Annotated in this window: 17 protein-coding genes and 1 tRNA gene; 7 read left to right on the top strand and 11 right to left on the bottom strand. The window is 71.4% G+C overall.

The window, feature by feature from the left end; all coding sequences use genetic code 11:
- Positions 1-330 precede the first annotated feature (330 nt).
- Positions 331-1,152 carry a hypothetical protein gene (locus tag CC117_RS30620; RefSeq protein ID WP_071090802.1) on the top strand — a complete coding sequence of 274 codons (822 nt, stop codon included), beginning with the start codon at positions 331-333 and terminating at the stop codon, positions 1,150-1,152.
- A gap of 43 nt (positions 1,153-1,195) precedes the next feature.
- Here CC117_RS30620 and CC117_RS30615 read toward each other — a convergent pair whose 3' ends face one another.
- The 7 genes from CC117_RS30615 to CC117_RS30585 all read right to left on the bottom strand — a co-directional run bounded on the left by CC117_RS30615 (position 1,196) and on the right by CC117_RS30585 (position 11,479).
- Entirely contained in the window at positions 1,196-2,116 is a 921-nt protein-coding gene (locus CC117_RS30615; RefSeq protein WP_071090799.1) for a pseudouridine-5'-phosphate glycosidase, read from the bottom strand.
- A 29-nt stretch (positions 2,117-2,145) separates the two neighbouring features.
- Positions 2,146-4,758 carry an ATP-dependent chaperone ClpB gene (gene clpB, locus CC117_RS30610; protein ID WP_071090796.1) on the bottom strand — a complete coding sequence of 871 codons (2,613 nt, stop codon included), beginning with the start codon at positions 4,756-4,758 and terminating at the stop codon, positions 2,146-2,148.
- A gap of 328 nt (positions 4,759-5,086) precedes the next feature.
- Positions 5,087-5,680: a heat shock protein transcriptional repressor HspR gene (locus CC117_RS39550; RefSeq protein ID WP_071090792.1), complete on the bottom strand. Its 594-nt coding sequence runs from the start codon at positions 5,678-5,680 to the stop codon at positions 5,087-5,089.
- Complete coding sequence (dnaJ, locus tag CC117_RS30600; RefSeq protein WP_071090789.1) at positions 5,677-6,855, bottom strand: molecular chaperone DnaJ; 1,179 nt, start codon at positions 6,853-6,855, stop codon at positions 5,677-5,679. Before dnaJ ends, CC117_RS39550 begins: the two co-directional genes overlap by 4 nt.
- 171 nt (positions 6,856-7,026) lie before the next feature.
- On the bottom strand, positions 7,027-7,872 hold the full coding sequence (grpE, locus tag CC117_RS30595; protein WP_071090786.1) for a nucleotide exchange factor GrpE: 846 nt from the start codon (positions 7,870-7,872) through the stop codon (positions 7,027-7,029).
- Positions 7,869-9,704: a molecular chaperone DnaK gene (dnaK, locus tag CC117_RS30590; RefSeq protein ID WP_071090783.1), complete on the bottom strand. Its 1,836-nt coding sequence runs from the start codon at positions 9,702-9,704 to the stop codon at positions 7,869-7,871. The genes grpE and dnaK overlap by 4 nt, the downstream gene beginning before the upstream one ends.
- Positions 9,705-10,297: 593 nt before the next feature.
- Positions 10,298-11,479 (bottom strand): nuclease-related domain-containing protein, encoded by a 1,182-nt coding sequence (locus tag CC117_RS30585; RefSeq protein WP_071090780.1) that lies wholly within the window; start codon positions 11,477-11,479, stop codon positions 10,298-10,300.
- 1,088 nt (positions 11,480-12,567) lie between these two features.
- On the opposite strand from CC117_RS30585, the gene CC117_RS30580 reads away from it, so the two are divergent.
- Positions 12,568-14,796 (top strand): (Fe-S)-binding protein, encoded by a 2,229-nt coding sequence (locus tag CC117_RS30580; RefSeq protein ID WP_071090777.1) that lies wholly within the window; start codon positions 12,568-12,570, stop codon positions 14,794-14,796.
- A 189-nt stretch (positions 14,797-14,985) separates the two neighbouring features.
- Here CC117_RS30580 and dcd read toward each other — a convergent pair whose 3' ends face one another.
- Positions 14,986-15,591 (bottom strand): dCTP deaminase, encoded by a 606-nt coding sequence (gene dcd, locus CC117_RS30575; RefSeq protein WP_071090775.1) that lies wholly within the window; start codon positions 15,589-15,591, stop codon positions 14,986-14,988.
- Between the two features lie 216 nt (positions 15,592-15,807).
- Here dcd and CC117_RS30570 point away from each other — a divergent pair, with 216 nt between their 5' ends.
- The 3 genes from CC117_RS30570 to CC117_RS30560 all read left to right on the top strand — a co-directional run bounded on the left by CC117_RS30570 (position 15,808) and on the right by CC117_RS30560 (position 19,248).
- The gene (locus tag CC117_RS30570) at positions 15,808-16,602 is read left to right on the top strand and encodes an HAD family hydrolase (protein WP_071090772.1); all 795 of its coding nucleotides are present in this window, start codon (positions 15,808-15,810) and stop codon (positions 16,600-16,602) included.
- Positions 16,599-19,082: a glycoside hydrolase family 65 protein gene (locus CC117_RS30565; protein WP_071090769.1), complete on the top strand. Its 2,484-nt coding sequence runs from the start codon at positions 16,599-16,601 to the stop codon at positions 19,080-19,082. The genes CC117_RS30570 and CC117_RS30565 overlap by 4 nt, the downstream gene beginning before the upstream one ends.
- Before the next feature lie 95 nt (positions 19,083-19,177).
- Positions 19,178-19,248 (top strand) — tRNA-Gly (locus CC117_RS30560).
- A gap of 214 nt (positions 19,249-19,462) precedes the next feature.
- Here the strand turns inward: CC117_RS30560 and CC117_RS30555 are convergent.
- The 3 genes from CC117_RS30555 to CC117_RS30545 form a co-directional block, all read right to left on the bottom strand.
- A complete protein-coding gene (locus CC117_RS30555) occupies positions 19,463-19,951 on the bottom strand; it encodes a flavin reductase family protein (RefSeq protein WP_071090766.1) in 489 nt (162 codons plus the stop codon).
- A 77-nt stretch (positions 19,952-20,028) separates the two neighbouring features.
- Positions 20,029-21,975, bottom strand: a complete 1,947-nt coding sequence (locus tag CC117_RS30550; protein WP_071091198.1) for a serine/threonine-protein kinase — start codon at positions 21,973-21,975, stop codon at positions 20,029-20,031.
- A 114-nt stretch (positions 21,976-22,089) separates the two neighbouring features.
- Entirely contained in the window at positions 22,090-23,073 is a 984-nt protein-coding gene (locus tag CC117_RS30545; protein WP_071091195.1) for a helix-turn-helix transcriptional regulator, read from the bottom strand.
- Between the two features lie 451 nt (positions 23,074-23,524).
- On the opposite strand from CC117_RS30545, the gene CC117_RS30540 reads away from it, so the two are divergent.
- Both CC117_RS30540 and CC117_RS30535 read left to right on the top strand, forming a co-directional pair.
- Positions 23,525-24,415, top strand: a complete 891-nt coding sequence (locus tag CC117_RS30540) for a class II glutamine amidotransferase (RefSeq protein WP_071090762.1) — start codon at positions 23,525-23,527, stop codon at positions 24,413-24,415.
- A gap of 883 nt (positions 24,416-25,298) precedes the next feature.
- Positions 25,299-26,204 (top strand): LLM class F420-dependent oxidoreductase, encoded by a 906-nt coding sequence (locus tag CC117_RS30535; protein WP_071090760.1) that lies wholly within the window; start codon positions 25,299-25,301, stop codon positions 26,202-26,204.
- The last annotated feature ends 68 nt before the right edge of the window (positions 26,205-26,272 follow it).

Raw genomic sequence — 26,272 nt, 5'->3', positions numbered from 1 at the left:
CTGCCAGCTCGGAGCGTCACGCGCGCGCCGCGCCGGCTGATCTCACGCGGCGGGCAGCGAATAGACACCTGGCATGACGATCCGTATCGGGACGATAGCGGCGTGCGCCCGACATGCCGAGTGCGGTGGAAGGTATCAGTCCTGTCAAGGGCGGTACCGAGCGCTCCGGCCCCTCGGTTGCTGTCCCAACAAAGACATCGGATCGGGCGGGTGCTCGTCGCATTCTTCCGGCATTGTGGACGAGGATCCGATGGTGGCGGAACGCTGCCATGGCGAATGCTTTCCGATGCGGCGCGGAGAATCGTGCCGCCATTATCTGGGGGTGGAACTGTGGACGAGCGGGACGCGGTCCGGCAGGTCACGGCGGAATCCGGCCGGGGCGGYACCGGCGCGCCGTCGCGACGGGGGCGCCGGGTCGCGGGGCGGTGCGGGCTGGTGCTCGCAGCGGCGACCCTGGCCGTAGCGTCCTGCCAGAGTGGCGGGGCCACCTCGACCGCCGGCGGCCGGGCGGGTGCACCGACCTCGGCCGCGTCCCCGCCCGCTCCCTCGCCGTCGCCGACCGAGGCCACGTTGAACGCCGAGGACTACGTGCTCACCGAGGGCCCGATCACCGCCGGGTTCACCGCGTCCCCCGCGGACCCGCAGTCCAACTCGGACGACATCTCCATGGTCGAGGTGGCCCGCTGCCTCGGAGTGCCAGCCGAGCAGCTGGATGACGAGGACCAGGATTCCGCCGACGGCCCCGACTTCACCAACGACGCCGACAGCCTGATCTCGATCTCCTCCTCAGCCCAGATCGTCTCTCCGGAGAAGGCCGCGGCTGACCTGCAGATTCTGACCAACCCCCGGTTCGGGGAGTGCTTCGGTCAGGCGCTGCAGGCCGAGTTCGACGCCAGCGCGAGCAGCGGCACCACGGTCGAGATCGTCGCCGCGGAGACGCCCCCGCCACCGGCCGGAGCCCAGGGCCTGCTGCGGATCAGCATGGGAGTGACGGCAGGCGGGGAGACCGTCGGCCTGGTCCTGGACAACCTGTTCTTCGTCAAGGGGCGCGTCGAGGTCTCGGTGAACTACTCCAACGTCGACAACCTGCCGTCGCAGGAGCACCTGCAGCGGATCGCGGACCAGATCTCCGGCAAGTTGCAGATCCAGTGACCGGCGGATGACAGCGCATGACGGCGGACGGCGTGCGGACGTCTCAGCGGGCCGCCCACGCGGTCGCGATCTCCGCCGCCACCGCCGCGTTGTTGCGTACGACGGCCAGGTTGACCTCGAGGCTCGCGCCACCCGTCTCGGTGTGGAAGGTCGCCAGCAGAAACGGTGTGACGGCCTTGCCGCGCAGGCCCTGCTCGTCGGCGCGGCGCAGCGCGGTCCGTAGCACCTCGTCGTGCACGGCCGGGTCGAGGGCCTGCCCGGCCGGCACCGGGTTCGCGACGACGATCGCGGACGTCAGGCCGAGACCGTCCCGGGTCGCCATGGCGTCCGCCACCTCCCGGGCATCCCGGACCGTCCAGTCCAGCCGGCGGCCGGTGGTCGGGAGATAGAAACCGGGGAAGTCGGCGGTCCGCCAGCCGAGCAGGGTGACCCCGAGCGTCTCCAGGCGCTCGAGGGTCGCGTCGACATCCAGGATGGACTTGACCCCCGCGCTGACAACGGTCATCGGCGTGGTGGCCAGCGTCGGCAGGTCGGCGGACTCGTCGAAGGTCTCGGCGGCGCCGCGGTGCACCCCGCCGAGGCCACCGGTCGCGAACACCCGGATGCCGGCGCGGGCTGCCAGGACGGAGGTGGCCGCGACCGTCGTGGCGCAGGTGCGGCCCAGCGCGACGGCGGCGGGCAGGTCGCGGACGGACGCCTTGGCCACCGCGGGATCGTCGGCGATGCGGGCGAGCCCGGCCTCGTCCAGCCCGACCGTGGGAACTCCCTCGATCACGGCGACAGTGGCGGGGGTGACGCCGCGGGAGCGCAGCATCCCCTCCAACTCCGCCGCGAACCCGCGGTTGCGGGGGCGCGGCAGGCCGTGCGCGATCAGCGTCGACTCGAGCGCGACCACCGGCCCGCCGGCGGCCAGGGCGGCCTCGACCTCGGCGGAGACTGACAGAACCGGACCCGTCCGCACCATGCGCCGACTGTATGACCGGTTCGGGGCGGTCAGATGGCCTGCGCGCGGACGGGGGCCGCCACGGCCAGCCCGGACCGCTGCTGGTCAACGTCGACGACGACCTCGTCACCGTCCCGGATCTCCCCGGCGAGCAGCTTGCGGGCGAGCTGGTCGCCGATCGAGGTCTGGACCAGCCGGCGCAGCGGCCGCGCTCCGTACACCGGGTCGTAGCCCGCGTCAGCCAGCCAGCCCTTCGCGGCGTCGGTCACCTCGAGCGCGATGCGGCGATCCGCGAGACGCCCGCGCAGCCGGTCGATCTGGATGTCGACGATGCGGGTCAGGTCCTCCCGCCCGAGCTGTTCGAAGACGAGGACGTCGTCCAGCCGGTTCAGGAACTCCGGCTTGAAGGCGTCGCGCACCGCGACCATGACCGAGTCGTGCCGGACCTGCGGCGGGAGCGTCGGGTCGGCGATGTAGGACGACCCGAGGTTCGACGTGAGGATCAGGATCGTGTTGCGGAAGTCCACCGTGCGGCCCTGGCCGTCGGTCAGCCGCCCGTCATCGAGGACGGCGAGCAGCACGTCGAAGACATCCGGATGGGCCTTCTCGACCTCGTCGAGCAGGATCACGTTGTAGGGGCGCCGCCGGATCGCCTCGGTGAGCTGGCCGCCGGACTCGAAGCCGATGTAGCCGGGCGGAGCGCCGATCAACCGTGCGACCGAGTGCTTCTCCGCGTACTCGCTCATGTCGATCCGCACGACCGCACGCTCGTCGTCGAACAGGAAGTCGGCCAGTGCCTTGGCCAGCTCGGTCTTGCCGACGCCGGTCGGCCCGAGGAACAGGAACGACCCGGTCGGCCGGTCCGGATCGGCGATGCCGGCCCGCGCGCGGCGGACCGCGTCCGACACGGTGCGCACGGCGTCGTCCTGACCGATGACCCGGCGGTGCAGCTCCTCCTCCATCCGCAGGAGCTTGGCGGTCTCCCCCTCGAGCATGCGGCCGGCGGGAATGCCCGTCCAGGACGCGACGACCTCCGCGACGTCGTCGGGGCCGACCTCCTCGCTGAGCATCGCGCCGCCGGGCGAGTCGGAGCCGGCGAGCGCGCCGGTGGCCTCGGCGAGGCGCTTCTCCAGCGTCGGGATCGTGCCGTAACGCAGCTCCCCGGCCTTGGCCAGGTCGAGGTCGCGCTCCGCCATCTCGGCCGCGCGCCGGGCGTTCTCCAGCTCTTCCTTGATCTTCTGGACCTCGGAGATGGAGTTCTTCTCCCGCTGCCAGCGGGCTGTCAGCGCGGCAAGCTCCTCGCGCTTCTCCGCCAGCTCCCGCTGCAGGCGTTCGCGCCGCTGCCGGGAGGCGTCGTCGTTCTCCTTGGACAGCGCCATGTCCTCGATCTCGAGCCGGCGGACCGCGCGCTCCAGCTCATCGACGGCGACGGGCCGGCTGTCGATCTCCATCCGCAGCCGGGAGGCGGCCTCGTCGACCAGGTCGATCGCCTTGTCGGGCAGGAAGCGGGCTGTCACGTACCGGTCGGAGAGGGTGGCCGCGGCGACCAGCGCCGAGTCGGTGATCCGAACCCCGTGGTGGACCTCGTAACGCTCCTTGAGACCGCGCAGGATGCCGATGGTGTCCTCCACCGACGGCTCGCCGACCATGACCGGCTGGAAGCGGCGCTCCAGCGCCGGGTCCTTCTCGATCCGGCTGCGGTACTCGTCGAGCGTCGTCGCGCCGATCATGCGGAGCTCGCCGCGGGCCAGCATCGGCTTGAGCATGTTGCCCGCATCCATCGCGCCCTCGGCCGCGCCGGCGCCCACCACGGTGTGCAGCTCGTCGATGAACGTGATGATCTGGCCCTCGGCCTCGCGGATCTCGGTGAGCACCGAGGTCAGCCGCTCCTCGAACTCTCCGCGCAGCTTCGAGCCGGCGACCATGGAACCGAGGTCGAGCGAGACGATCCGCCGGCCGCGCAGCGACTCCGGCACGTCGCCGGCGGCGACGCGCAGCGCGAGGCCCTCGACGATGGCGGTCTTGCCGACACCGGGCTCGCCGATGAGGACCGGGTTGTTCTTCGTGCGGCGGGACAGCACCTGCACGACCCGGCGGATCTCGGTGTCACGCCCGATGACCGGGTCGAGCTTGCCCTCGCGGGCGCGGGCGGTGAGATCGACGGAGTACTTCTCCAGCGCCCGGTAGGCCCCCTCGGGATCACGGCTGGTCACCCGGCGGGCGCCACCGCGGACCCGCTCGAACGCGCCGCGCAGCGCGTCCGGGGTCGCCCCTGCCTCGGCGAGGATGCGGGCCGCCTCGCCGCCCTCTTCGGCGAGGGCCACGACGAGGTGCTCGACCGAGATGTACTCGTCGCCGAGCCGCCCCGCCTGCCGCTCGGCGTTGTTGAGGACGGCGACGAGCTGGCGGGACAGCTGGGGTGGGGCGACGTTCGCGCCGGCCGCACGGGGAAGCCTGCCGACCGCCGCCTCCGCGCGTGAGCGCACCGACTGCGCCTCGGCGCCCACCGCGTCGAGCAGGGCCGCGCCGACCCCGTCGTGTGCTTCCAGCAGAGCGGCCAGCAGGTGCAGAGGGTCGACGAGCGGAGATCCGTCGCCGGTGGCGCGGCTGATCGCGGAGGACAGCGCCTCCTGCGAGCGGGCGGTGAGACGGTCAGCGTTCATGGCGATCCCAGTGTCTCGGAGCGATCCGGTGTCAGGCGGTGCCGAAGCTGTCGGCTCCGCATGATGGGTTCTGTGTCGGACGGCGCCGGACGGCACCGCCTCCTCCGGTAACGACACTCAGCATACCTGAGTCATTCCCGCTCAACTTGTCGGACTTCTCGGGCTCGCGTCCGCCGGGCGGCCCGCCGGCGGCGGGCGAGGTGGGCGAGTAGACGAGGCGGGCGAGGCGGGCGAGGTGAACGAGTGGGCGAGGCGGGCGGGGTCGGGCAGGGGAGCGAGGGAGGTGGGCGCGGACAGGTGCGGGGCCCGCGCCCGGCCGGACCCGGCGTCAGCGGCGGTGACCGGGCCGCCAGACCACGACCGCGCCGCGCTCGATGGGGACGAGATCACGGCGGTGGCTGGCATGTGCCTCGGCGACGCGACGGTCGGCCTCGGCGCGGGCGGTGGCCAGCTCCTCGGCGAGCTGGCGGACCTGGGCCTGCAGCGCGACGACCTGGGCACCGAGGCGCAGGATCTGCCGGATGCCCTCCAGGTTGACGCCCTCCTCCTGGGAGAGGCGCTGGACCTCGCGGAGCAGTGCCACGTCACGCGCCGAGTAGCGGCGTCCACGGCCGGCGGTGCGGCCGGGGGTCACCAGCCCGAGCCGGTCATAGGACCGCAGTGTCTGCGGGTGCATGCCGGCGAGCTGCGCCGCGATGGAGATCACGTAGACCGGCGCGTCATCGTCGTGAGCGGGTCCGGCCGCGGGGCCCGGGGGCTGGTAGTAGCCGGGCGCCGGTTCGTGCGTGGGATGGGAGGAGGCTGGTGTGCCGGCTGGAGTGGGCTGGCCGCCGGCCAGCCCGCCGGTTCCCGGCCGGGAGCGACTCCCGGCGCGGCCCGGAGTCTGGGGCGGATCGGACGTACGGTTCGGGCGCGCGTTCATGCCCGTCCCTCCATCTGGGCTATCAGGGCTTCACGGGGGTCCTCGGGATGCGCCCGCGCGAACTCCTGGAGCGCGGTGCGCGCCTTCGGCGAGAGCTCCGACGGTTTGGGCACCGTGACCTCGAGCGTGACGATGAGATCGCCGCTCTCCCCGCCGGGGCGCGGGACACCGCGCCCCCGGGCGCGCAGGCGGCGGCCGCTCGAGGTGCCGGCCGGGACCTTGACCGTCAGCGGGGTGCCGTCGATCGTCGGCACCTTCACGGAGGCACCGAGAGCCGCCTCCGTGATGGTCACCGGCAGGCTGATGGTCAGGTTGTGGCCTTCCCGTCCGAAGACGGGGTGGCTCTGGACGTGCACGGTGACCTCGAGGTCACCGGCGGCGCCGCCGCGCTCCCCGGGCGAGCCGCGTCCGCGGACCCGCAGCCGCTGCCCGTCGCTGACGCCCGCGGGGATGCGGATGCGCTGCTCGCGCTCCCGGCGGCCGGTGCCGTGGCAGTCGGCGCAGGGATGGTCGATGAGGCTGCCCTTGCCCAGGCAGTCCCGGCAGGGCTCGGACAACGCGAAACCGCCCTGGGATCGGGAGATCACGCCGAGTCCACGGCAGACCGGGCAGGTCCGCGGCGAGGTTCCGGGCCGCGCGGCGGTGCCGCCGCAGGTGGTGCAGGTGGCGGCGCCCGGCAGCCGCACCGTCGCCTCGAGCCCGGTCAGCGACTTCTCGAACGGGATCGTCACCTCCGCCGCGATGTCGGTGCCGCGACGGGGCGCGCGGCCGGGCGACGACCGCTGGAAGAGGTTGTCGAAGATCCCGCCGAAGCCGGCCCCGCCGCTGCCGTTGAGCAGGTCGTCGAGGTTGATACCCGACGTCGGGCCGTAGCCGCCCGGCTGGCCGAAGCCGCCCATGCCACCGCGCCCGCCGCCGGCACCCGGATACGCGCCCGAGGCGAACAGCGCGCGGGCCTCGTCGTACTCGCGCCGCCGGGTTTCGTCGGAGAGCACGTCGTAGGCCTCGGAGACCTCCTTGAACCGTGCCTCCGCCTTGAGATCCCCGGGGTTCTTGTCAGGATGCAGCTCCCGCGCGAGCCGGCGGTACGCCTTCTTGATGTCGGCCGCGGACGCGTCCTTGGGGACGCCGAGAGCGGCGTAGTAGTCCTTCTCAACCATGTCGCGAACACTCACGGCGCCCCTCCTTCCGTCATGAACGAACCCGGCACGCGGGTATCGGAAGCATCCGGGCGGACAGAGCCACCCGGCCGCCGGTCAGATCGGGACGGGCCGGCCCGGCCGGTGCGGAACACCGGGCGGGCGGCACGCGAGCGGTCCATCGGCATGGTTCAGTTGGCCATCTCTTCAGTCGGCGCTGACGGTCGGGCCCCCGCGGTCCGGCCCTGGAACGCTGCCGGTGTCGTCCGGGAGGGGAGTGTTCTCCCTTCCGGGAGACGCGCCGCCGGCCGGCTGACCCTCGTCCGGGTGTGCCCCGACGTGCCCGGTATCACCAAGAGTGCCCGATGTGGTCCCATCGAGCCCGATGTCCGGCCCGTCGCCGCCGTCCTCAGTGGGCTCCGCGACCGCGACCTGCGCGGCCCGCAGCACCGCGTTGCCGCGCCGGTAACCCGAGCGGAAGATCTCCACGCAGGTCGTCTCGCTGACGTCCGACCGGTACGAGTGCAGCAGCGCGTGGTGCAGGTGCGGGTCGAACAGCTCGCCCGGCGTGCCGAACCGCTCCAGGCCGGTCGACTCCAGCGCCGCCTCGAGGGACTCGGCGATCGCCTTGAACGGCCCTTCGAGGTCGCCGTGGTCCCGCGCGCGGCCGATGTCGTCCAGAACGCCCAGCAGTCCGGTGAGCAGTTTGGAGACGGCCTGGTCGCCCGCGGCGTCCCGTTCCCGGGCCGCCCGGCGCCGGTAGTTGTCGAACTCCGCCTTCAGCCGCTGCAGGTCGGCGGTCCGCTCACCGAGCTGACGCCGCAGCGACGCGACGAGCTCGGAGTCGGTCTCGCCACCGGCCGGCTCCGACCCGGCTGGGCCCGACCCGGCCGGGCCGGAGCCCGATCCGGCCGGGCTCGGCTCGGCACCGGCGCGGACCTGCCCGGTCTCCGGATCGATGCGCCTCCGGTCCCTGACGATGGGCTCCTCCGGGCCGGCGTCCCCGCCGGCCCGACTGTCGTCCAGTCGGTGCTCGTCGTGGGGGGACGTCACTTCTTGTCCTCCTCGTCGACGATCTCGGCGTCCACCACATCGTCATCGGTCGAGGACGCGCCAGGGGCACCGCCCGGGGCGCCCGGGGCACTCGCGGCCTGCGCGTACATCGACTCGCCCATGGCCTGGCTGGCCTTGGTGAGCTCGTCCGCGGCCTCGCGGATGGCGGCGGTGTCGGTGCCACCGACCGCGCCCCGCAGCGTGCCCAGCTTCTCCTCGACGTCCGACTTCACGGTGGCGTCGATCTTGTCACCGTTCTCGGCGAGGAAGCGCTCCGTCGAGTACACGAGCGACTCGGCCCGGTTGCGGGTCTCGGCCTCCTCGCGACGCGTGCGGTCCTCCTCGGCGTACTGCTCGGCATCCTGCACCATGCGGTTGATGTCGTCCTTCGGCAGCGCCGAGCCGCCGGTGATCGTCATCGACTGCTCCTTGCCGGTGCCCAGGTCCTTGGCGGAGACGTGGACGATGCCGTTGGCGTCGATGTCGAAGGTGACCTCGATCTGCGGCATGCCGCGGGGAGCCGGCGGCAGACCGGTCAGCTCGAACATGCCGAGCTTCTTGTTGTAGGCCGCCATCTCGCGCTCGCCCTGGAAGACCTGGATCTGCACGGAGGGCTGGCTGTCCTCGGCGGTGGTGAAGATCTCCGAACGCTTCGTCGGGATCGTCGTGTTCCGCTCGATCAGCTTGGTCATGATGCCGCCCTTGGTCTCGATGCCCAGGGACAGCGGAGTGACGTCGAGCAGCAGGACGTCCTTGACCTCGCCCTTGAGGACACCGGCCTGCAGGGACGCGCCGACGGCGACGACCTCGTCGGGGTTGACGCCCTTGTTCGGCTCCTTGCCGCCGGTCAGGTCACGGACGAGATCCACGACTGCGGGCATCCGGGTGGAGCCACCGACGAGCACCACGTGGTCGACATCGCTGATCTTGACGCCGGCGTCCTTGACCGCCTGCTGGAACGGGCCCTTGCAGCGGTCGATGAGGTCCTGCGTCATCCGCTGGAGCTCCGCGCGGGTCAGCGAGACGTCCAGGTGCAGCGGGCCCTCGGCGGACGCGGTGATGTACGGCAGGTTGATCGACGTCTGGGACGACTGCGACAGCTCGATCTTGGCCTTCTCCGCCGCCTCGCGCAGGCGCTGCAGCGCCATCTTGTCCTTGCCGAGGTCGACGCCGTGCTGGCCGTTGAAGGTCTTGATCAGGTGGTCGGTGATCCGCTGGTCCCAGTCGTCACCGCCGAGCTTGGTGTCACCGGAGGTCGACTTGACCTCGACCACGCCGTCGCCGATCTCCAGCAGGGACACGTCGAACGTGCCGCCACCGAGGTCGAAGACCAGGATGGTCTGCTCCTTCTCGCCCTTGTCCAGTCCGTAGGCCAGGGCGGCGGCGGTCGGCTCGTTGACGATACGCAGGACGTTCAGGCCGGCGATGGTGCCGGCCTCGGTCGTCGCCTGGCGCTGGGCGTCGTCGAAGTAGGCGGGGACGGTGATGACCGCGTCGGACACCGACTCGCCCAGGTACGCCTCCGCGTCCCGCTTGAGCTTCTGCAGGATGCGGGCGCTGATCTCCTGGGGGGTGAACTCCTTCGAGTCCACCTTCATCTTCCAGTCGGTGCCCATGTGGCGCTTCACCGACCGGATGGTCCGCTCCACGTTCGTCACGGCCTGCCGCTTGGCGACCTCGCCGACGAGCACCTCGCCGTTCTTCGCGAAGGCGACGACAGACGGAGTCGTCCGGGAACCCTCGGCGTTGGCGATCACCGTGGGCTCTCCACCCTCTAGCACGCTCACGACGGAGTTCGTGGTGCCGAGGTCGATACCGACCGCTCGTGCCATGTCTGTATGCCTCTCGATCATGCAGGCCCGCCTGGTGGAGACCGGCGGGACGCTCCCTGGTTGGTATGAGCCCGTCGACCGGGCCCGGTGCCGAGGCTCCGAGGTGCGCTCGACTCCCTGTGCCCGATGGCCGTGCTCGGCCGCACGCCTCTGGCGCCCGGACCGGGCACCCGGAGTCGAGCGCCCGGAATTGACTTGAGTATGGTCCGCTCAGGATGAACGAACCCAGGATAGCCCGTCGAACCTGAGTCTTGTCCACTCAAATGTTCTCTGTCTGGCAGGCTGCCTTCGCCAGTCGCCCAATCTGTCACTTTACGTGATGTGGATGTCGCCTGAAGGAACTGGGCGGGCGTGGCCGGCCGCCGAAACCGGTTCGGTGTAGGCGACCCGGAACGGCAAGCGATCATCCTCGCGGACTCGCGGACTCGCGGACTCGCGGACTCGCGGACTCGCCGCGCTGTTGCCGGAGCCGGGCACCAGAGGTCCAGGCGCCCGGCGGAGTCGGACACGCGTCGGGGGCGACGCCCAGAAGACGCTGTCCTGCCGGTGCCCGCCCGGCGCACCGCAGGATGATCCCGGGGGGCCGGTGAAAGCTACCGGCCGGAACCTGGCTCCATGGGGCCGCTGCCGTCGCCCTCGGGGCGGGGGGCCTGCTGGTCGCCGCCGGTCAGGCGCTTCTCGGGGTAGGGCCGGCCGCCGGTCGCCCCGATCGAGCTCCCGCCCCGCTCGGGGCGCACCGAGGCCAGGATGCGGCCGCGAAGACCGCCGGCCGGCCGGCTCCCAGGCGCTCCCTGGGCCGGCGCGCCGATACCCGGCGCGGCTGTGTCGGCAAGGTCGACGAGGTCGTGGGCGACACCCGCGCCGGCCCCGGCAGGCGCGGCTCCGGCGATGTCGGCGGAGCGGGAGGTCGGCAGGCCGGCACGGTCGATGAGGTCGGCCTGCCGGGCGAGATCGGCTTCGATCTGCGCCAACCGCTCGAGCATGCCGGATGCGTCGCCGCCGCTCTCCCGGATGCTGCGCAGGGCGTCCATGAGCGTGAGCCACTGGTCCCGGTCGACCACGACGTGCTCGGCGAGGCGGTTCGAGGAGAACGGCGGAAAGAGCCGCTGTGCGGCGGAGATGACCTGCTGGACCTGGCCGGGGTTGAGGCGGCCCGGCCGGTTCCGGACGTAGTTGACCACGTCCTTGACGTTGATGACGGTCACCCCGTCGACCGCGCCGTCCTTCCACAGGACGCTGGCCTCGACCATGACGAGGATCGGGAAGGTCGGGATCGTCAGCGCGGGCAGGGCGGCACGAACCTGGTTGCGAACCTCGCCGCCGAGCCAGGCGGCCTTGTCGATCACGGGCTTGAGGGATTCGCCGTCCACGACGGCGCCGCCCTTGCTGTAGCGGACGACGCCCTTGTTGGTGTCGCTGCCGAGGATCATGACCCCGCCGGGCCCGACCAGCAGGTGCCCGATCGTGACCTGCGAGTAGGGGACGGCCCGGTCGTGCATGATGGAGTACCCGTGTCGGCGCAGCCGGGCGATCGCCCGGGCCGTCTTGCGTTCGGCCTCGGCCGCCTCGCGCAGCGTCTCGACATCCGGCGACGCCCCGAAGGCGCCCACGGCCACACCGCCCGGCCAGATCACGAGCAGGGCCACGAAGACGGTGATCCCGAGGCCCGGCATCCCCAGCCCGAAGCCGATGACCAGGCCGAGGCCCAGGCCGACGACAGCGGCGCGGATGGCGGCACGGGGAACCTCGCGGGAGATGCGGTCCCGCCGCACCATTGCCTGGTGCTCGCGTGCCCGGAGATACTCAGTGTGCTGAGAGAAGCCCGGCCGCCCGGCCCGGCTCGTCGCAGGCCTGGTGCTAGTCGCCATCGTGCCCACCATGGATCGCAGGGTCGTCAACGTCGTCGGGGCCCGTCCCCAGGAACGCACCGGCCGTTCCGGTGGCGGCGCTGTCGCCGGCCGGCCGCGCCGCGTGCCCGGACCCGCACAGCGGAGGGCTGCGACGGCCCGGACTGGGCACGCACCCATGGTGAGCGACACCCGGGATCATCACAAGAGTTGACATCGACACTCGGGATGATCCACGACAGGCGGGCCCAGATCGTCGGCACGTCGTTGCTGCGCGAGCCACCGGGCCGTCGGCCGAACCGCCATCCACGCCCTCCTGCTCGGATCGTCGGGTTGGCGCTACGGCCAGGTCGACCGGCCGGGTCGACGTGGACGTCCCACGTGGTCGTTCGGTGGTCCCGGCGGAGGTTCGTCGTGCGGCCGGACGGGAACGGGTGGGACGGGAGTRGACAGTGCTGGACGGGTGCAGACAGTGCGGAAAGTTGTGATTCCGATGGTTGTCTACCACTCAAAGTAGCAGGCTCCGTAGTGCGCGGGGCAAGATCGGCCCAATTGGTGCCCGATCTCGCGACGCTCGGACCACGGCGTGGCAGGGTCGGAGGCGACGGAGGCGACGGAGGCGTCGAGGCGGGCGCCGGGCAGGCGAAGGGGTCGCGTGTGGCGACGTCGAGCGGGCCCGGTCACCGGTTCCGGGGCATGTCGGGAAGCGCCGCGGCGGGTGCGCGCATGGTGTGGTGGAGTGCGTCAGGTGATCCGGACGTGTCTCTGGTCACTCCGCTAGTCGCCGCTAACACCGTCGCGGCAAGGCTTGCTCTTCAGGGTGCGTCCGGCGCCAGCCGTGCAGGGTGAGCGACAGCTGTGCAGGGTGAGCTGGTCGCGGAGCGCTCTACGGCGGTGGCCGTTGGTGTATGTCTGCCCGGGCCGGTAAGTTACCCGCGAGTACGGGAAGGCTGGCCGAACCGCCGGACAGCACGAGAGAAGCGCAGCACGGGATAGCACGGACTGATGGAGGACCTGTGAGAATCGCGATCGGTGGAGCGATCACGCTGATCGCTCTCGCGGTGGCCGGCCGCCGCGTCTTCTGGCTGACCAGACTGATCAGATCCGGCCAGCCTGCCGAGGGGCGTCTCGACGATCTGCCGACCAGGATCTGGACGGAGATCAGCGAGGTCGGCGGCCAGCRCAAGCTGCTCAAGTGGTCGGTGCCCGGCCTGGCTCACTTCTTCACCTTCTGGGGATTCACCATCCTCGGGCTCACGATCGTCGAGGCCTACGGCGCCCTGTTCGACCATGACTTCCACATCCCGCTGTTCGGGGACTGGGCGATCATCGGGTTCCTTGAGGACTTCTTCGCCGTGGCGGTCCTCGCCGGCCTGCTCACCTTCACGATCATCCGGTTGCGCAACGCGCCGGCCCGGCTGGAGCGCAAGTCCCGCTTCTACGGCTCCCACATCGGCCCGGCGTGGGTCATCCTCGGGATGATCACGCTGGTCATCGTGACCTTGTTGATCATGCGTGGTGCGCAGTTCAACGCCGGTACCCACCCGCAGGGCGACACCAAGTGGGCCTTCGCCTCCTGGCTGGTCAGCCTCCCGCTCGATGTCTTCTCGGAGCACACCAACGAGATCATCGAGACGATCTTCCTGCTGGTGAACATCGCGATCATCATGGGCTTCCTGGTGCTGGTGGTCTACTCCAAGCACCTGCACATCGGCCTCGCTCCGCTCAACGTGATCCTCAAGCGTGAGCCGGTCGCCCTGGGCCCGCTGGGCACGACTCCGGACATCGAGAAGCTGATGGAGGAGGAAGAGCCCATCGTCGGCGTCGGCAAGGTCGAGGACTTCTCCTGGAAGGCCATGCTCGACTTCGCCACCTGCACCGAGTGCGGGCGGTGCCAGAGCCAGTGCCCGGCCTGGAACACCGGCAAGCCGCTGTCGCCCAAGCTTCTGATCATGGACCTGCGGGACCACCTCTTCGCGAAGGCCCCCTACCTCCTCGGAGCCAAGGGCGCCGAGGAGGGTGAGGAGGCGTCGAAGGCGGTCACCGGCGTCTCCGAGGACGCGTCCTCCAAGCACGCGGTGCACCACGTGCCCGAGTCCGGCTTCGGCCGGGTGCCCGAGCCCGGTCAGCCCCAGGCCGACCGGCCGCTCGTCGGGACGGAGGAGGAGGGCGGGGTCATCGACCCCGACGTCCTGTGGTCGTGCACCAACTGCGGGGCCTGCGTGGAGCAGTGCCCGGTGGACATCGAGCATGTCGACCACATCGTCGACATGCGCCGCTACCAGGTGATGATCGAGTCGGCGTTCCCGTCCGAGGCCGGCGTCATGCTGCGCAACCTGGAGAACAACGGCAACCCGTGGGGTGTCTCGCCGCGGTCGCGTACCGAGTGGACCGAGGGCCTGCCGTTCGAGGTCCGCATCCTCGACGAGGGCGAGCAGATCCCGGACGAGGTCGAGTACCTCTACTGGGTCGGCTGCGCCGGCGCCATCGAGGACCGGGCCAAGAAGGTCGCCCGCTCGTTCGCCGAGCTGCTGCACACCGCCGGCGTCGAGTTCGCCGTTCTCGGCAGCCAGGAGTCCTGCACCGGCGACCCGGCCCGCCGCCTCGGTAACGAGTACCTCTACCAGGAGATGGCCAAGGCCAACATCGAGCTGCTGAACGAGACCGGCGTCAAGAAGATCGTCGCGACCTGCCCGCACTGCTTCAACAGCCTCGCGCGGGAGTACTCGGCACTCGGCGGCACCTATGAGGTCGTCCACCACACGCAGCTGCTCGGCAAGCTGGTGGAGGAGCGCAAGCTCGTCCCGATCACCCCGATCGACTCCTCGGTGACCTACCACGACCCGTGCTTCCTCGGTCGGCACAACAAGGTCTACACCCCGCCGCGGGAGATCCTCGAGGCCATCCCGGGCATCCGCGGGCAGGAGATGCACCGCTGCAAGGACCGCGGCTTCTGCTGCGGCGCCGGCGGCGCGCGGATGTGGATGGAGGAGAAGATCGGCAAGCGGGTCAACGTCGACCGCATGGAGGAGGCCCTCGGCCTCGACCCCGATGTGGTCTCGACGGCCTGCCCGTTCTGCATCGTGATGCTCTCCGACGCCGTCACCGAGAAGAAGCTCGCGGGCGAGGCCAAGGAGAGCGTCGAGGTGCTCGACGTCTCGCAGCTGCTCGCCCGGTCGCTGGTCGCGCCGCCCGCGGCGGAGGGGACGCCGGCGATCGCCGGGTCCCCGGCGGACGGAGTGTGAACCGGGACCGGAGGGTCTGAACTCCGGACCGGACTGGACGGAACGGACGGGGCACGGCCGCTGGCCGTGCCCCGTCCGCGTGTGGAGTGCCGGGCCGGCCGGCGGTGCCCGCCCGGTGCTGGCGCTGATGCCGGCGCTGGCGCCTGTCCGGTGGCCGGGCCTGCCAGCTGCCGGTTTCCGCCGGCTGGGTCAGGTGGCGCGGGCCGTGTCGGAGAGCTCGGGAACCGTCGTCCGGGTGAAGTCGCGGTAGGCCCGGGACGGTGTGGGCCCGCGCTGACCCTGGTAGCGAGAACCGTAGATCGCCGAGCCGTAAGGATGCTCGGCCGGCGTCGACAGCCGGAACAGGCACAGCTGGCCGATCTTCATTCCGGGCCAGAGCTTGATCGGTAGTGTCGCCACGTTGGACAGCTCCAGCGTGACGTGCCCGGAGAAGCCCGGGTCGATGAAGCCCGCCGTCGAGTGGGTCAGGAGGCCGAGCCGGCCCAGGCTCGACTTCCCTTCGAGGCGCCCGGCGAGATCGTCGGGCAGGGTGATGACCTCCAACGTCGACCCGAGCACGAACTCGCCGGGGTGCAGGACGAACGGCTCGTCCCCGTCGGGTGCCACGAGCTCGGTGAGGTCCTCCTGCTCGATGGCGGGGTCGATGTGGCTGTAGCGGTGGTTCTGGAAGACCCGGAACGCGCGGTCCAGCCGCAGGTCGACGCTGGACGGCTGGATCAGACGCTCGTCGTAGGGATCCAGCCGGACGCGGCCCGTCGTGATCTCGGCTCGGATATCCCGGTCTGACAACAGCACGCCACGGACGCTACCGCAGAGCCTGACCACCCAGGCGAAACGTGCGGTAGCCGGGCCGCCATCGGACTCCTGTGTGTGCGAGCGCCGGTCCTTTGGGTAGGAGAGGCTCGAAACCCGCGCGAGGTCGCCACCCCGGAACGCTCTTCTCGGYGGTGGCGTGAACGCCTCGGTGGCGTGACGGCCTCGGCGGCGCAGGACGATCCAGGATGGGGACTGATGCTGGGGCTACCGGATCACATCAGGGCATGCCTGTTCGATCTCGACGGTGTCCTGACGCGCACCGCGGCCGTGCACGCCGCCGCCTGGAAGGAGATGTTCGACGACTTCCTGGAGAACTGGGCCAGCCGCTCCGGTGACCCGTTCGTCCCGTTCGACATCGACACCGACTATCCCGAGCAGGTCGACGGTCGGCCGCGGGCCGACGGCGTCCGCACGTTCCTGGACTCGCGCGGGATCCACATCCCGGTCGGCGCGCCGGGCGACCCGCCGTCCGCGATGACTGTCAACGCGCTCGCGACCAGGAAGAACATCCTGCTCCAGAGGAAGATCGACGAGGACGGCGTCGAGGTGTTCGCCGGGTCGGTGCGGTACCTGGAGGAACTGGACCGCGCCGGCGTTCCGCGGGCGGTGGTGTCGTCCAGCGCGAACTGCGCCCAGGTGCTGCGGGCTGCCGGGATCGAGCACTTCCTGCCGGTCCGCGTCGACGGCCAGACCGCCCTGGAGCAGGGCCTCGCGGGCAAGCCCGCCCCTGACACCTTCCTGGCCGGGGCGGCGGCGCTGGACGTCCCGGCCTCCGCCGCCGCGGTCTTCGAGGATGCTGTGGCGGGCGTGCAGGCAGGCCGGGCCGGCGGCTTCGGCTGTGTGGTCGGCGTCGACCGGATCGGCCACGCGGAGGCCCTGCGGCACAACGGGGCCGACATCGTGGTCACGGATCTCGCGGAGCTGCTCGGCGGGCAGCTCTCCAGCCCGTCGGGGCCCTCCGGAACGGTGACGGCCGGGAGGGCCGTGTGATCGGCAGGCCGGKCTACCCCATCGAGGCCTGGTCACTGACCGAACACGGTCTCGACATCGACGCCCTGTCCCGCTCCGAATCCCTGTTCGCGCTCTCGAACGGGCATGTGGGTCTGCGCGGGAACCTGGACGAAGGCGACCCGCACGGGCTTCCCGGTACCTACCTCAACTCCGTCCACGAACTGCGCCCGCTTCCGTACGCGGAGGCGGGTTACGGCTATCCCGAGTCCGGGCAGACCGTGATCAACGTGACGAACGGAAAGATCATTCGGCTGTTGGTGGACGACGAGCCGTTCGACGTCCGCTACGGGGACCTGCTCGCGCACACCAGAACCGTCGACTTCCGGGCCGGGGTGGTGTGCCGGGATGTCGACTGGGTCTCTCCGGCCGGCCAGCGGATCAGAATTCACAGCCAGCGGCTGGTGTCCTTCTCCCAGCGCTCCGCCGCGGCGATCCTGTACGAGATCGAACCGGTCGACGCCTCCGCCCGGGTCGTGATGCAGTCCGAGCTCGTCGCCAACGAGCAGCTCCCCGCCCGCCGGGGTGATCCGCGCGCCGCCGCCGTGCTCGAATCGCCGCTCGTCTCCGAACGGCACCGGGCCCGCGACGCCATGGTCGAACTGGTCCACCGCACGCGGCACAGCGATATCCGGGTAGCCGCCGCGATGGACCACATCTTCGACGGCCCACGCTCGCTCGGCATCAGCTCGGAAAGCGAGCCCGACGCCGGGCAGGTCACCGCCACCGCCGTCCTGGCACCCGGCGAGAAACTGCGCATGGTCAAGTTTCTCGCCTATGGCTGGTCCGAGCAGCGTTCGCTGCCCGCGCTGCGCGACCAGGCCGTCGCCGCTCTGGTCGCCGCCCGCCAGACCGGCTGGGAAGGGCTCGTCGCCGAACAGCGGGACTACCTGGCGGAGTTCTGGCGCGGCGCGGACGTCGAGGTCGACGGCGATGCCGAGGTGCAGCAGGCCGCCCGCTTCGCGCTCTTCCATGTTCTGCAGGCCGGCGCGCGGGCCGAACGCAGGGCCATCCCGGCGAAGGGCCTCACCGGCCCGGGCTACGACGGCCACGCCTTCTGGGATACCGAGAGCTACGTCCTGCCGGTCCTCACCTACACCGCCCCCGCGGCCGCCGCCGACGCGCTGCGCTGGCGGCACTCCATTCTTCCCCTCGCCCGCGAACGCGCACAGCTGCTCAACCTGGACGGCGCCGCCTTCCCCTGGCGGACCATCCACGGCGAGGAATGCTCCGGATACTGGCCTGCGGGAACCGCCGCCTACCACGTCAACGCAGATATCGCCGACGCCGTCATCAGATATCTGTGGGCCACCGAGGACGAGCAGTTCGAGCTCGAGTTCGGGCTGGAGATCCTGATCGAGACGGCGAGACTTTGGCGCTCCATCGGCCATCACGACCTCTCCGGGCGCTTTCGCATCGATGGGGTCACCGGGCCCGACGAGTACTCCGCGCTCGCCGACAACAACGTCTACACGAACCTGATGGCCCAGCGGAACCTCATCGGGGCGGCCGACGCCGTGCGACGCCACCCCGACCGCGCGCGGGCCTTCGGAGTCGACGCGGAGACCGCCGCGAACTGGCGGGACGCCGCCGATGACATGTTCATTCCCTACGACGAACGCCTCGGCGTCCATCCGCAGTCAGAGGGCTTCACCGAGCACCAGGTGTGGGATTTCGAGAACACCAGGCCGGAGCAGTACCCCCTGCTGCTGAACTATCCCTATTTCGACCTGTACCGCAAGCAGGTCGTCAAACAGGCTGACCTGGTACTCGCGATGCAGCGTCGCGGCGACGCCTTCACCGCCGAGCAGAAGGCCCGCAACTTCGCCTACTACGAAGGACTCACCGTCCGGGACTCCTCGCTGTCGGCCTGCTGCCAGGCCGTGATGGCCGCCGAATGCGGGCACATGGCGCTCGCACACGACTACCTGCGGGAAGCCGCCTTCATGGACCTGAAGGACATCGAGCACAACACGGGCGACGGCCTCCACGTCGCCTCCCTCGCCGGCAGCTGGATCGCACTCGTCGAAGGCTTCGGCGGGCTGCGGGACAACGGCCGGCTGCTCTCGTTCACCCCCCGGCTCCCCGAAGGCCTCACCCGTCTCGCGTTCCGGCTGCGGGTCCGCTCCCGCCGGCTGCACGTCGAGGTCCTGGACTCCTCCGCCACCTACACCGTGGTCGAAGGTGACGCGATCTCCATCCTGCACCACGGCGAACAGGTCCGGATCGGGCCCGACGAGCCGTGCAAACTGGACATCCCCCCGCTCCCCGCGCGGGAACGGCCCCGTCAGCCCGCCGGCCGCGAGCCCCTGCGCTTCCTGCACCAGGCGAACGGCATCTCGATCGGCCGTCCCGACCTGCCCCACCTGTCGCACGCGAACACCAGCCATGCCGAGACCACCCGGGCCGAAGCCACCCACGCCGCCACCCAACGCGCCACCGACCCGCACCCGGGCGCGTGACCAGGTCAGGTGCCCGCACGGCCAGTCCTGACGAAAATTCTGGGGTGCCGGGCAGCCCCCCGACGTCGACGTCCAGTAGGATGCGGTTGCACCACGCGGGCGTAGTTCAGAGGCAGAACACGAGCTTCCCAAGCTTGCAACGCGGGTTCGATTCCCGTCGCCCGCTCAACTCGGGGTGAAGTGTGTCAGACGGGGTCTGACCAAGGTCGTTTCGCCATGTTGGCCGGGGGGCCGAGCCCCCCGCGGCGTTCGGGGCGCGGGGTTTATGGGTTTTTTGGGGTGTGGTCCCCGTGGGGTGGGTGCTGGTCGGGCTTCGGTGTCCGATGTGTCTCGCTGTGGCGGGGGCGGGCCTGGGCGTCGGGCGGGTGGCTGGCAATGGTTCAGGCTGGATGTCCTGGGACCATGTCGCGGATTTCCTGGAAGCTCAGCTGGTTGAGATGTCCGTCGTACTCGCTGCCGGTGGGGCTGATGACGAACGCGGAATGGTCGCCGACGTCCGTCATTGTCACGACGGGGCCGGCGAACCAGGCGGGTGGGGCCGCGAGGATCGGCATTCCGAACGGTCCCGGTGACCAGGCGCAGTGGGCGAACTTGTCGAAGTCGTCGCCGGTTCTCTCGCCGAACAGTTCCGCGAGGGCCCGGTCGGAGGCATCCAGCAGGTGCAGGGCCAGGTGGGTGGCCCGCCGGGCCAGGCCGAAGGTGTGGTTGCTGTGCGAGATGCACACCAGGTAGCGCGGCGGATTGATGCTGCACTGGGTATGGAAGCCGATGAGGCAGCCGCTGCGCTCGCCGTCCACAGCGGTTGTCACGATGGCCATCGGGTAGCTGATGGCACTGATCGCGTTGTGGAAGGCGGGCGGCTGGATCATGGGCGCTGCTCCTTACCGGCTGGCGATCTCGTCCGCTCACCTGCCCGAGATGCGCCGTCTCATGCCACGGGTCCGGGTCAGTGGTCGACGTACCTGCCGTTGCAGCTGTAGGTGCGGATCCGGCCGTCGCCGCTGTCATCGACGTAGCTCAGCCTGAGGCTGCCACTGTAGATCCAGCCGGCGGTGGACGTGCCGTCCAGCCGGGCCCACCACCACACGTTGTCGTGCTTGTTGACCACACTGCAGTGCAGCCAGACCTTCAGCCCCTTGGCGAGCTTCGAGACGGTACCGCAGGCGGCGTACGGCCCGGTGCGCAGCGCGGTGTCCTCGACGAGGACGCCGTAGCCGTCGCCGTTGTAGGTGTGGCTCGGGCTGGCCGGGCAGCTGGTCGCCGCGGCGCTTGGCGTCGCGGCCGGGTTCGGCGCCGCGGCGCTGGTACGCGGGGCGGGGGAGGGCGTCCGCGAGGCTGGTGCGGGGGTGGCGGGCGGTGCTGCGCCGGGCTGGTTCTGCGCCGTGCCGGCTCCACTGCCTGGCGCGTTGACGGACCCCGGGCCTGGCAGCGGTAGGGCGACCTGACCCGGGGCGGTGCCGGGGAACGCGGGTCCGGGTGCAGCCGCGCCGGCGCCGGTTCCGCCGCCATTCGGGTCCACGGGCCCTGGCAACGCCGTCGCCGGGGCCGGGCCGGGTGCGCCGGCCGAGGCTTCCATGGGGGCTGACGGGGACGGAGCGCCGGAGCGGGTGAGCAGGATCGCGGCGAGTGCGCACACCACGATGAAGGCGACCGCGCCCACGGCGCCGAGGAACGATGGCCGGCGGGTGCCGCCGTGGCCGCGGTACGACCCGGGGGGTGAGCCGGGTGGGCCGTGTGGGCCGCCGCGCGGGGCGTCTGTCGGCCCCGCCGGGCCCACGGACGCCGCGCCAGGAACATAGGTCGGCGGTTCCGGCGGTCCCCCGTTCGGGGGATGGGAGGCTGGTACCGGTGCGAGCCGGTAGCGAGTGATCTCCGCGGCGACGGTGGGTGGCAGCCAGCCGCTGTCGGGGTGCTGGCCGGTGCCGGCGGTGAGACGTCCGACGGGGCTGGTGGAGCCGCAGAGTGTGATCAGCTCGGCGGGGGTCGGGCGCGCGTCTGGGTCCTTCGCCATGCACCGCGCCAGGATGTCGCGCAGATCGTCCGGGCAGCCGTCCCAGTCGGGCTGCTGGTGCTCGATGCGGTGGAACACCGCCGCGTCCACTCCGAACGGGGGACGTCCGGTGAGGGCGAAGTAGGCGGTGGCGCCGAGCGCGAACACATCGCCCGGCTGGTCCAGCTGCCGGCCCTGGACCTGCTCGGGCGCCATGAAGGYCGGGGTGCCCAGGCGGGCCCCGGTCTGGGTCATCGCGGCGGTGGCGGCGTCGATGGCGCGGGCGACCCCGAAGTCGATGACGCGTGGGCCGTCCGGGGCGAGGATGACGTTCCCGGGCTTCAGATCGCGGTGGACGACACCGGCACGGTGGATGGACTCGAGCGCTTCGGCGATGCCGGCGATGAGCAGCAGGACGCTCGGTGCAGGCAGCGCACCGGTGCGGGCCACGGCGATCGCGAGGGATGGGGCGGGTACGTAGGCGGTCGCGATCCACGGGCGCGCGGCAGCGGCGTCCGCGTCGATGACCGGCACCGTGTACGGGCCCTGAACCCGCTGCGCGATCGCGACCTCCTTGGCGAAACGCGCGCGGAAGTCGGGGTCGGTGGCGAACTCCGGGCGCACGACCTTGACCGCCAGCGGACGTCCACCGGGAGTGCGCGAGAGGTAGACGGCGCCCATGCCGCCCTCACCGATGCGTGCCTGGATCGGGTAGCCGCTGATCTCGTATGGGTCGGTGGTGGCGAGCGGAGTGAAGATCGCGTCCCAGGGTGCGGTGGTGACGGCTCCGGCTGCGGGGGTGCCGTGGCCCGGCGCGGACCCCGCGGGCCAGCCGGACGACAGCGGGTCAGGGAGCGGTGGTCGCCGGTCCGGACCGGCCGTCGTGGGTAGCGTGCTGCTCATCGTGCCCTCCGGGCGCCGCCTGCGCGCCGCCACGATCGTCACGATCGTCACGGTGGGAACCGATCATGGCTGTACGGGATGACCGGCGTACGGATCGCCGATGTCCGTTTTCCATCATATTGGCTGGTCGGGAAGGGCCCGCGGCCGGCTGGCCCGGTCCAGCCGGCCGGCCAGTACCCGGACGTGTTCGACCAGTTCCGGCGGCTCGAGCACCTCGAAGTCCACGCCGAGGAGGGACAGGTAGAGGGCCAGCGAGTCCAGCGAGTTGGAGCCGGTCCGGACCAGGCAGGTCTCGTCGTCCACCGGTTCGACGGTCATGGCGGAGGGTGTGGTGGAGCGGGCGATCACCTCGGCGGCCGCGTGGAAGCGCACCTGCGCCTGGAAGCGGTAGCCCGCGGTCGACACGGACCACGAGGCGTAGGCCCTGATGTCGTCCGTCGGTGGCTCCCGCGGCGGGAAGGCCGGGCCTGTCGGGGTCTTCGGTGAGATCCGGTCGAGCCGGAAGTTGCGCCAGTCGTCGCGGGTGAGGTCCCAGGCGACGAGATACCAGCGCCAGCCGGTGTGGACGAGGGTGTGCGGCTCGGTGCGGCGGGACGTCCGCGCGCCGTCGTGGTCACGGTAGTCGAACCGCAGAACCTGGTGCTCGCGGCAGGCGGTGGCGACGGCCATCAGCACCTCCGGGTCGACCGCCGAGGGGTTGGTGCCGTGCAGAGGCACGGTGACGGAGTGCAGGGCCTGTACCCGGTGCCGCAGTCTGGCCGGCAGCACCTGCTCCAACTTGCTCAGAGCACGGACGGACGACTCCGCGATGCCTTCGACCGAGCCGGCTGTGGCCGTGCGCAGGCTCACAGCCACGGCGACCGCCTCGTCATCGTCGAGGAGCAGGGGAGGGAGCCGTGCACCCGCGCCGAGGCGGTACCCGCCGGCGACGCCGGAGGCGGCATGCACCGGATAGCCCAGGCCGCGCAGCTTCTCGACGTCTCGCCGGACGGTGCGGGGGGTGACGCCGAGGCGCTCGGCGAGGTCGGGGCCCGACCAGTCGCGCTGGGTCTGCAGCAGCGAGAGTAACCGGAGCAGCCGGGCGGAGGTCTCCAGCATGCCCATCAGTGTGCCCGGGTTGGCGGACGGATTCTGTCCGCAAGGGTTCTCCGCCGGCACGGCGCAAACCCGGCGCGTCCGGCCCGCGTCCGGCCCGCGTCCTGCGCGCGTCCGGGGGCGCGGGCGGAGCAGGCGGATACTGGCTGGCTGAGGGCCCTGTGGCGGGGTGGCTGACCCGCCCGTGGACTCGGCACGGGTCCGATCGGCTGCCGGTCGGGCGGAACCCGGGGGCCGGGGTGCGGGTACGGGGTGGCCCGCTGGTGGTCGGCAGGGTGCTCGGTCCCGGCGTGACAGGCGCGATCCTGGGCAGGTTCCGGGCGGCGTGCCGGATTTCGGGCGGGCGGGCTTCCCGGCCCGTAGGTTCCTGTGCGCCAGCGGATTCTGGTGGCTGTGGCCATGTGGCCGGTTGATCAGCGCTCGCGGTACGCACCGGGGCGCGGGGAGGTCTTGTATGTGCCATCTGTTCGCCATGAGCAGCGGCCCCGAGCGGATCGAGGCGACCTTCTGGCTGCTCGACGCGCCGGACAACCCGCGGGCGCAGACCCGTCGTCCGCCGGACGGTGCCGGCTTCGGCGCTTTCGAGGCGGACGGCACTCCGCGGGTGGCTCGGCAGGCGATTCACTCCCGCGCCGACACCGCGTTCGCGCGTGAAGGCCAGCAGGTGGTCTCCTCGACGTTCGTCGCGCATGTCCGGCACGCCTCGACGGGGCGGGTGGACGACCGCAACACCCATCCGTTCCTGCAGGACGGGCGGATCTTCGCGCACAACGGCGTGATCGAGGGCCTGGACAAACTGGACGCCGAACTCGGTCAGGCCCGCGCGGGCGTGGCGGGCGACACCGACTCGGAGCGGTACTTCGCCCTGATCACGAGGGAGATCGCAGCCCGGGACGGTGACGTCGGCGAGGGCATCGCCGCCGCCGCGAACTGGATCGCCGAACACCTCCCGCTCTACTCGATCAACATGGTGCTGGCGACCCGACACGACCTGTGGGCGTTGCGATACCCGGACACGAACGGGCTACACGTGCTCCAGCGGGCACCGGGCGGGCGCAACCAGCGCCACCTCGACCACGCCAGCCCGTTCAGCGAGATCCGGGTCCGCTCGCTCGACCTGACGACCCGGCCGGCGGTGGTGGTGGAGAGCGAGCGCATGGACGAGGACCCGCGCTGGCGTCTCATGGCCAGTGGCGAACTGCTCCATGTGGGCCCGGACCTCACGGTGACCTCCCGGGTGGTCGTGGCCGGGCCGCCCGCGCATCCGCTGGACCTCGACGACCTTCGCCCGGAGGCCGCCGCGTCGCAGACCATCGCCGTTCCCGACCTGCAGATCCCCGCCTGAGGACGTGGCCCCCCGCATCCGCCGGGGGGGGGGGCCGAGTACCCCTTCCGCGCACCGCCGGGCCCCTCCGGTGGCGCGCGGACGTCCCGTATCGCCGAATTTGCCGGCCCCGCCATCCGAGTTCACCACAGCCTGTGGATAACTTGTGGAAAGCGTGTGGAGAGCTGTGGACGTCCACACCGGTTCCGCGGGTGACCGCAGGCTCGTCGTACCGCGAAACGCCTGGTGGAAAGGCATGCGCCCGACGATCAGGCCACGTGCCGCTCACCGGCCGTCTGTGGACGCCCTGTTGACAGCCGGCGGGAGCGGAGCGCCCGAGGGGCCCTGGCGCACCCCTGCACGCTCTGGCACGCGACGGGCTCCGTTACAGGCGCGGGATGTCCAGGGGCCTCGCGGTGATCGGTGAGATGCCTGACCGGCCCGTTCGGGCCGGTCGTCGGGGTACGTGCGGAACGGCACCCGGGCGGGCCGCGCCAACGCCGCTACCTGGGTGGCTGCCACCCGGCACCGGCCGGTCGACCGTCGCGCGGGGGTCACTCGGTCCGTGCTGACGGTGACGATTGTCCCCTCTGCTGGCTATGGTCGTCACAGGGCCCATCTCAYCCGAGCCGCTGCTGTGGCGCTACACCGGCTCCCGGGCGACCCCCCGCCGGTTTCCGGAGGCACCCGTTCCGGTCCCCCGAACTCCGGCGGCGGCGATCCGGGTGCCAGCCGACTCGTCACATCAACGGAACAGATGTCCCCGATGTCCATCGCTCGACGCCGATGGCACATCCAGCAGGACCACACCGAGACGTGAGGAGGAGCGCGGCATCGGGTAAGGACGACCCGATCGGATCGCGGCGTCGATGACGACGATGTGACCAGCGAGAAGGGATCACGAGTGACCATGAATGTCGCCAGGACCGGGCTCTGGATGTCCGCCGGGCAGTGGCCACACGGCACGGCTGAGCGCCGCGACACCGCTCAGGAGCTCGCGGAGCTGGGCTACGGCATGGTCTGGCTGGGCGGCGCCACGGCAGACCTCGAGCTGCCGGCAGCGGTGCTGGAAGCCACCGAGCACCTGTGCGTCGGCACCGGGATCCTCAACATCTGGACCGAGCCGGTCGACCTGTTGGCAGACACCTACGGCATGCTCGAGAAGGCGCACCCCGGGCGCCTGCTGCTCGGCATCGGCGCGGGGCACGCGCGCACGGTCGAGGCCATGACCGGTCGGCGCTACCGCAATCCGCTGAACGCCGTCGTCTCCTACCTGGATGCGCTCGACGCGGTCGGTATCCCGCAGTCCGCCCGGGTGCTGGCCGCCCTCGGGCCGCGCATGCTCGGGCTGGCCGCACGGCGTTCCGCCGGTGCGCACCCCTACCTCGTCACTCCGGAGCACACCGGGCGCGCCCGGGAGATCCTCGGGCCGGGCGCCTTTCTCGCTCCCGAGCAGAAGGTCGTCCTCGAGGCGGACTCCGACCGTGCCCGTGGGATCGCCCGGGCCGCTCTCTCGCCGTACCTCGACCTGCCGCACTACACGAACAACCTGCGCCGGCTCGGCTTCACCGACGCTGACCTCGCGGCGGGCGGCAGCGATCGCCTGGTCGACGCGCTGGTCGCGTGGGGCGACATGGACACCGTCCGGGCACGGCTCGACGAGCACCGCGCCGCCGGCGCCAACCACGTGGCCGTGCAGCTCCTCACCGGGGGCAGGGACCTGCCGCGCGAGCAGTGGCGCGCGCTGGCCACGGGCCTCGACCTGAGGCCGGCCGCCGTGGCGGGGGCGCCTTCCGGGGCAGCTGGCTGAGGCGGTGCGGCTCGGCGCCTGCGCCGGGCCCCGCTCCTCTCCGAACCGAGCTCAGCCGCCTGCGGGCC

Source organism: Parafrankia colletiae (assembly GCF_001854655.1).
Classification (GTDB): Bacteria; Actinomycetota; Actinomycetes; order Frankiales; family Frankiaceae; genus Parafrankia; species Parafrankia colletiae.
Note: the sequence above shows the minus strand (reverse complement) of the source record. Positions and strands in the feature narration are given on the sequence as shown.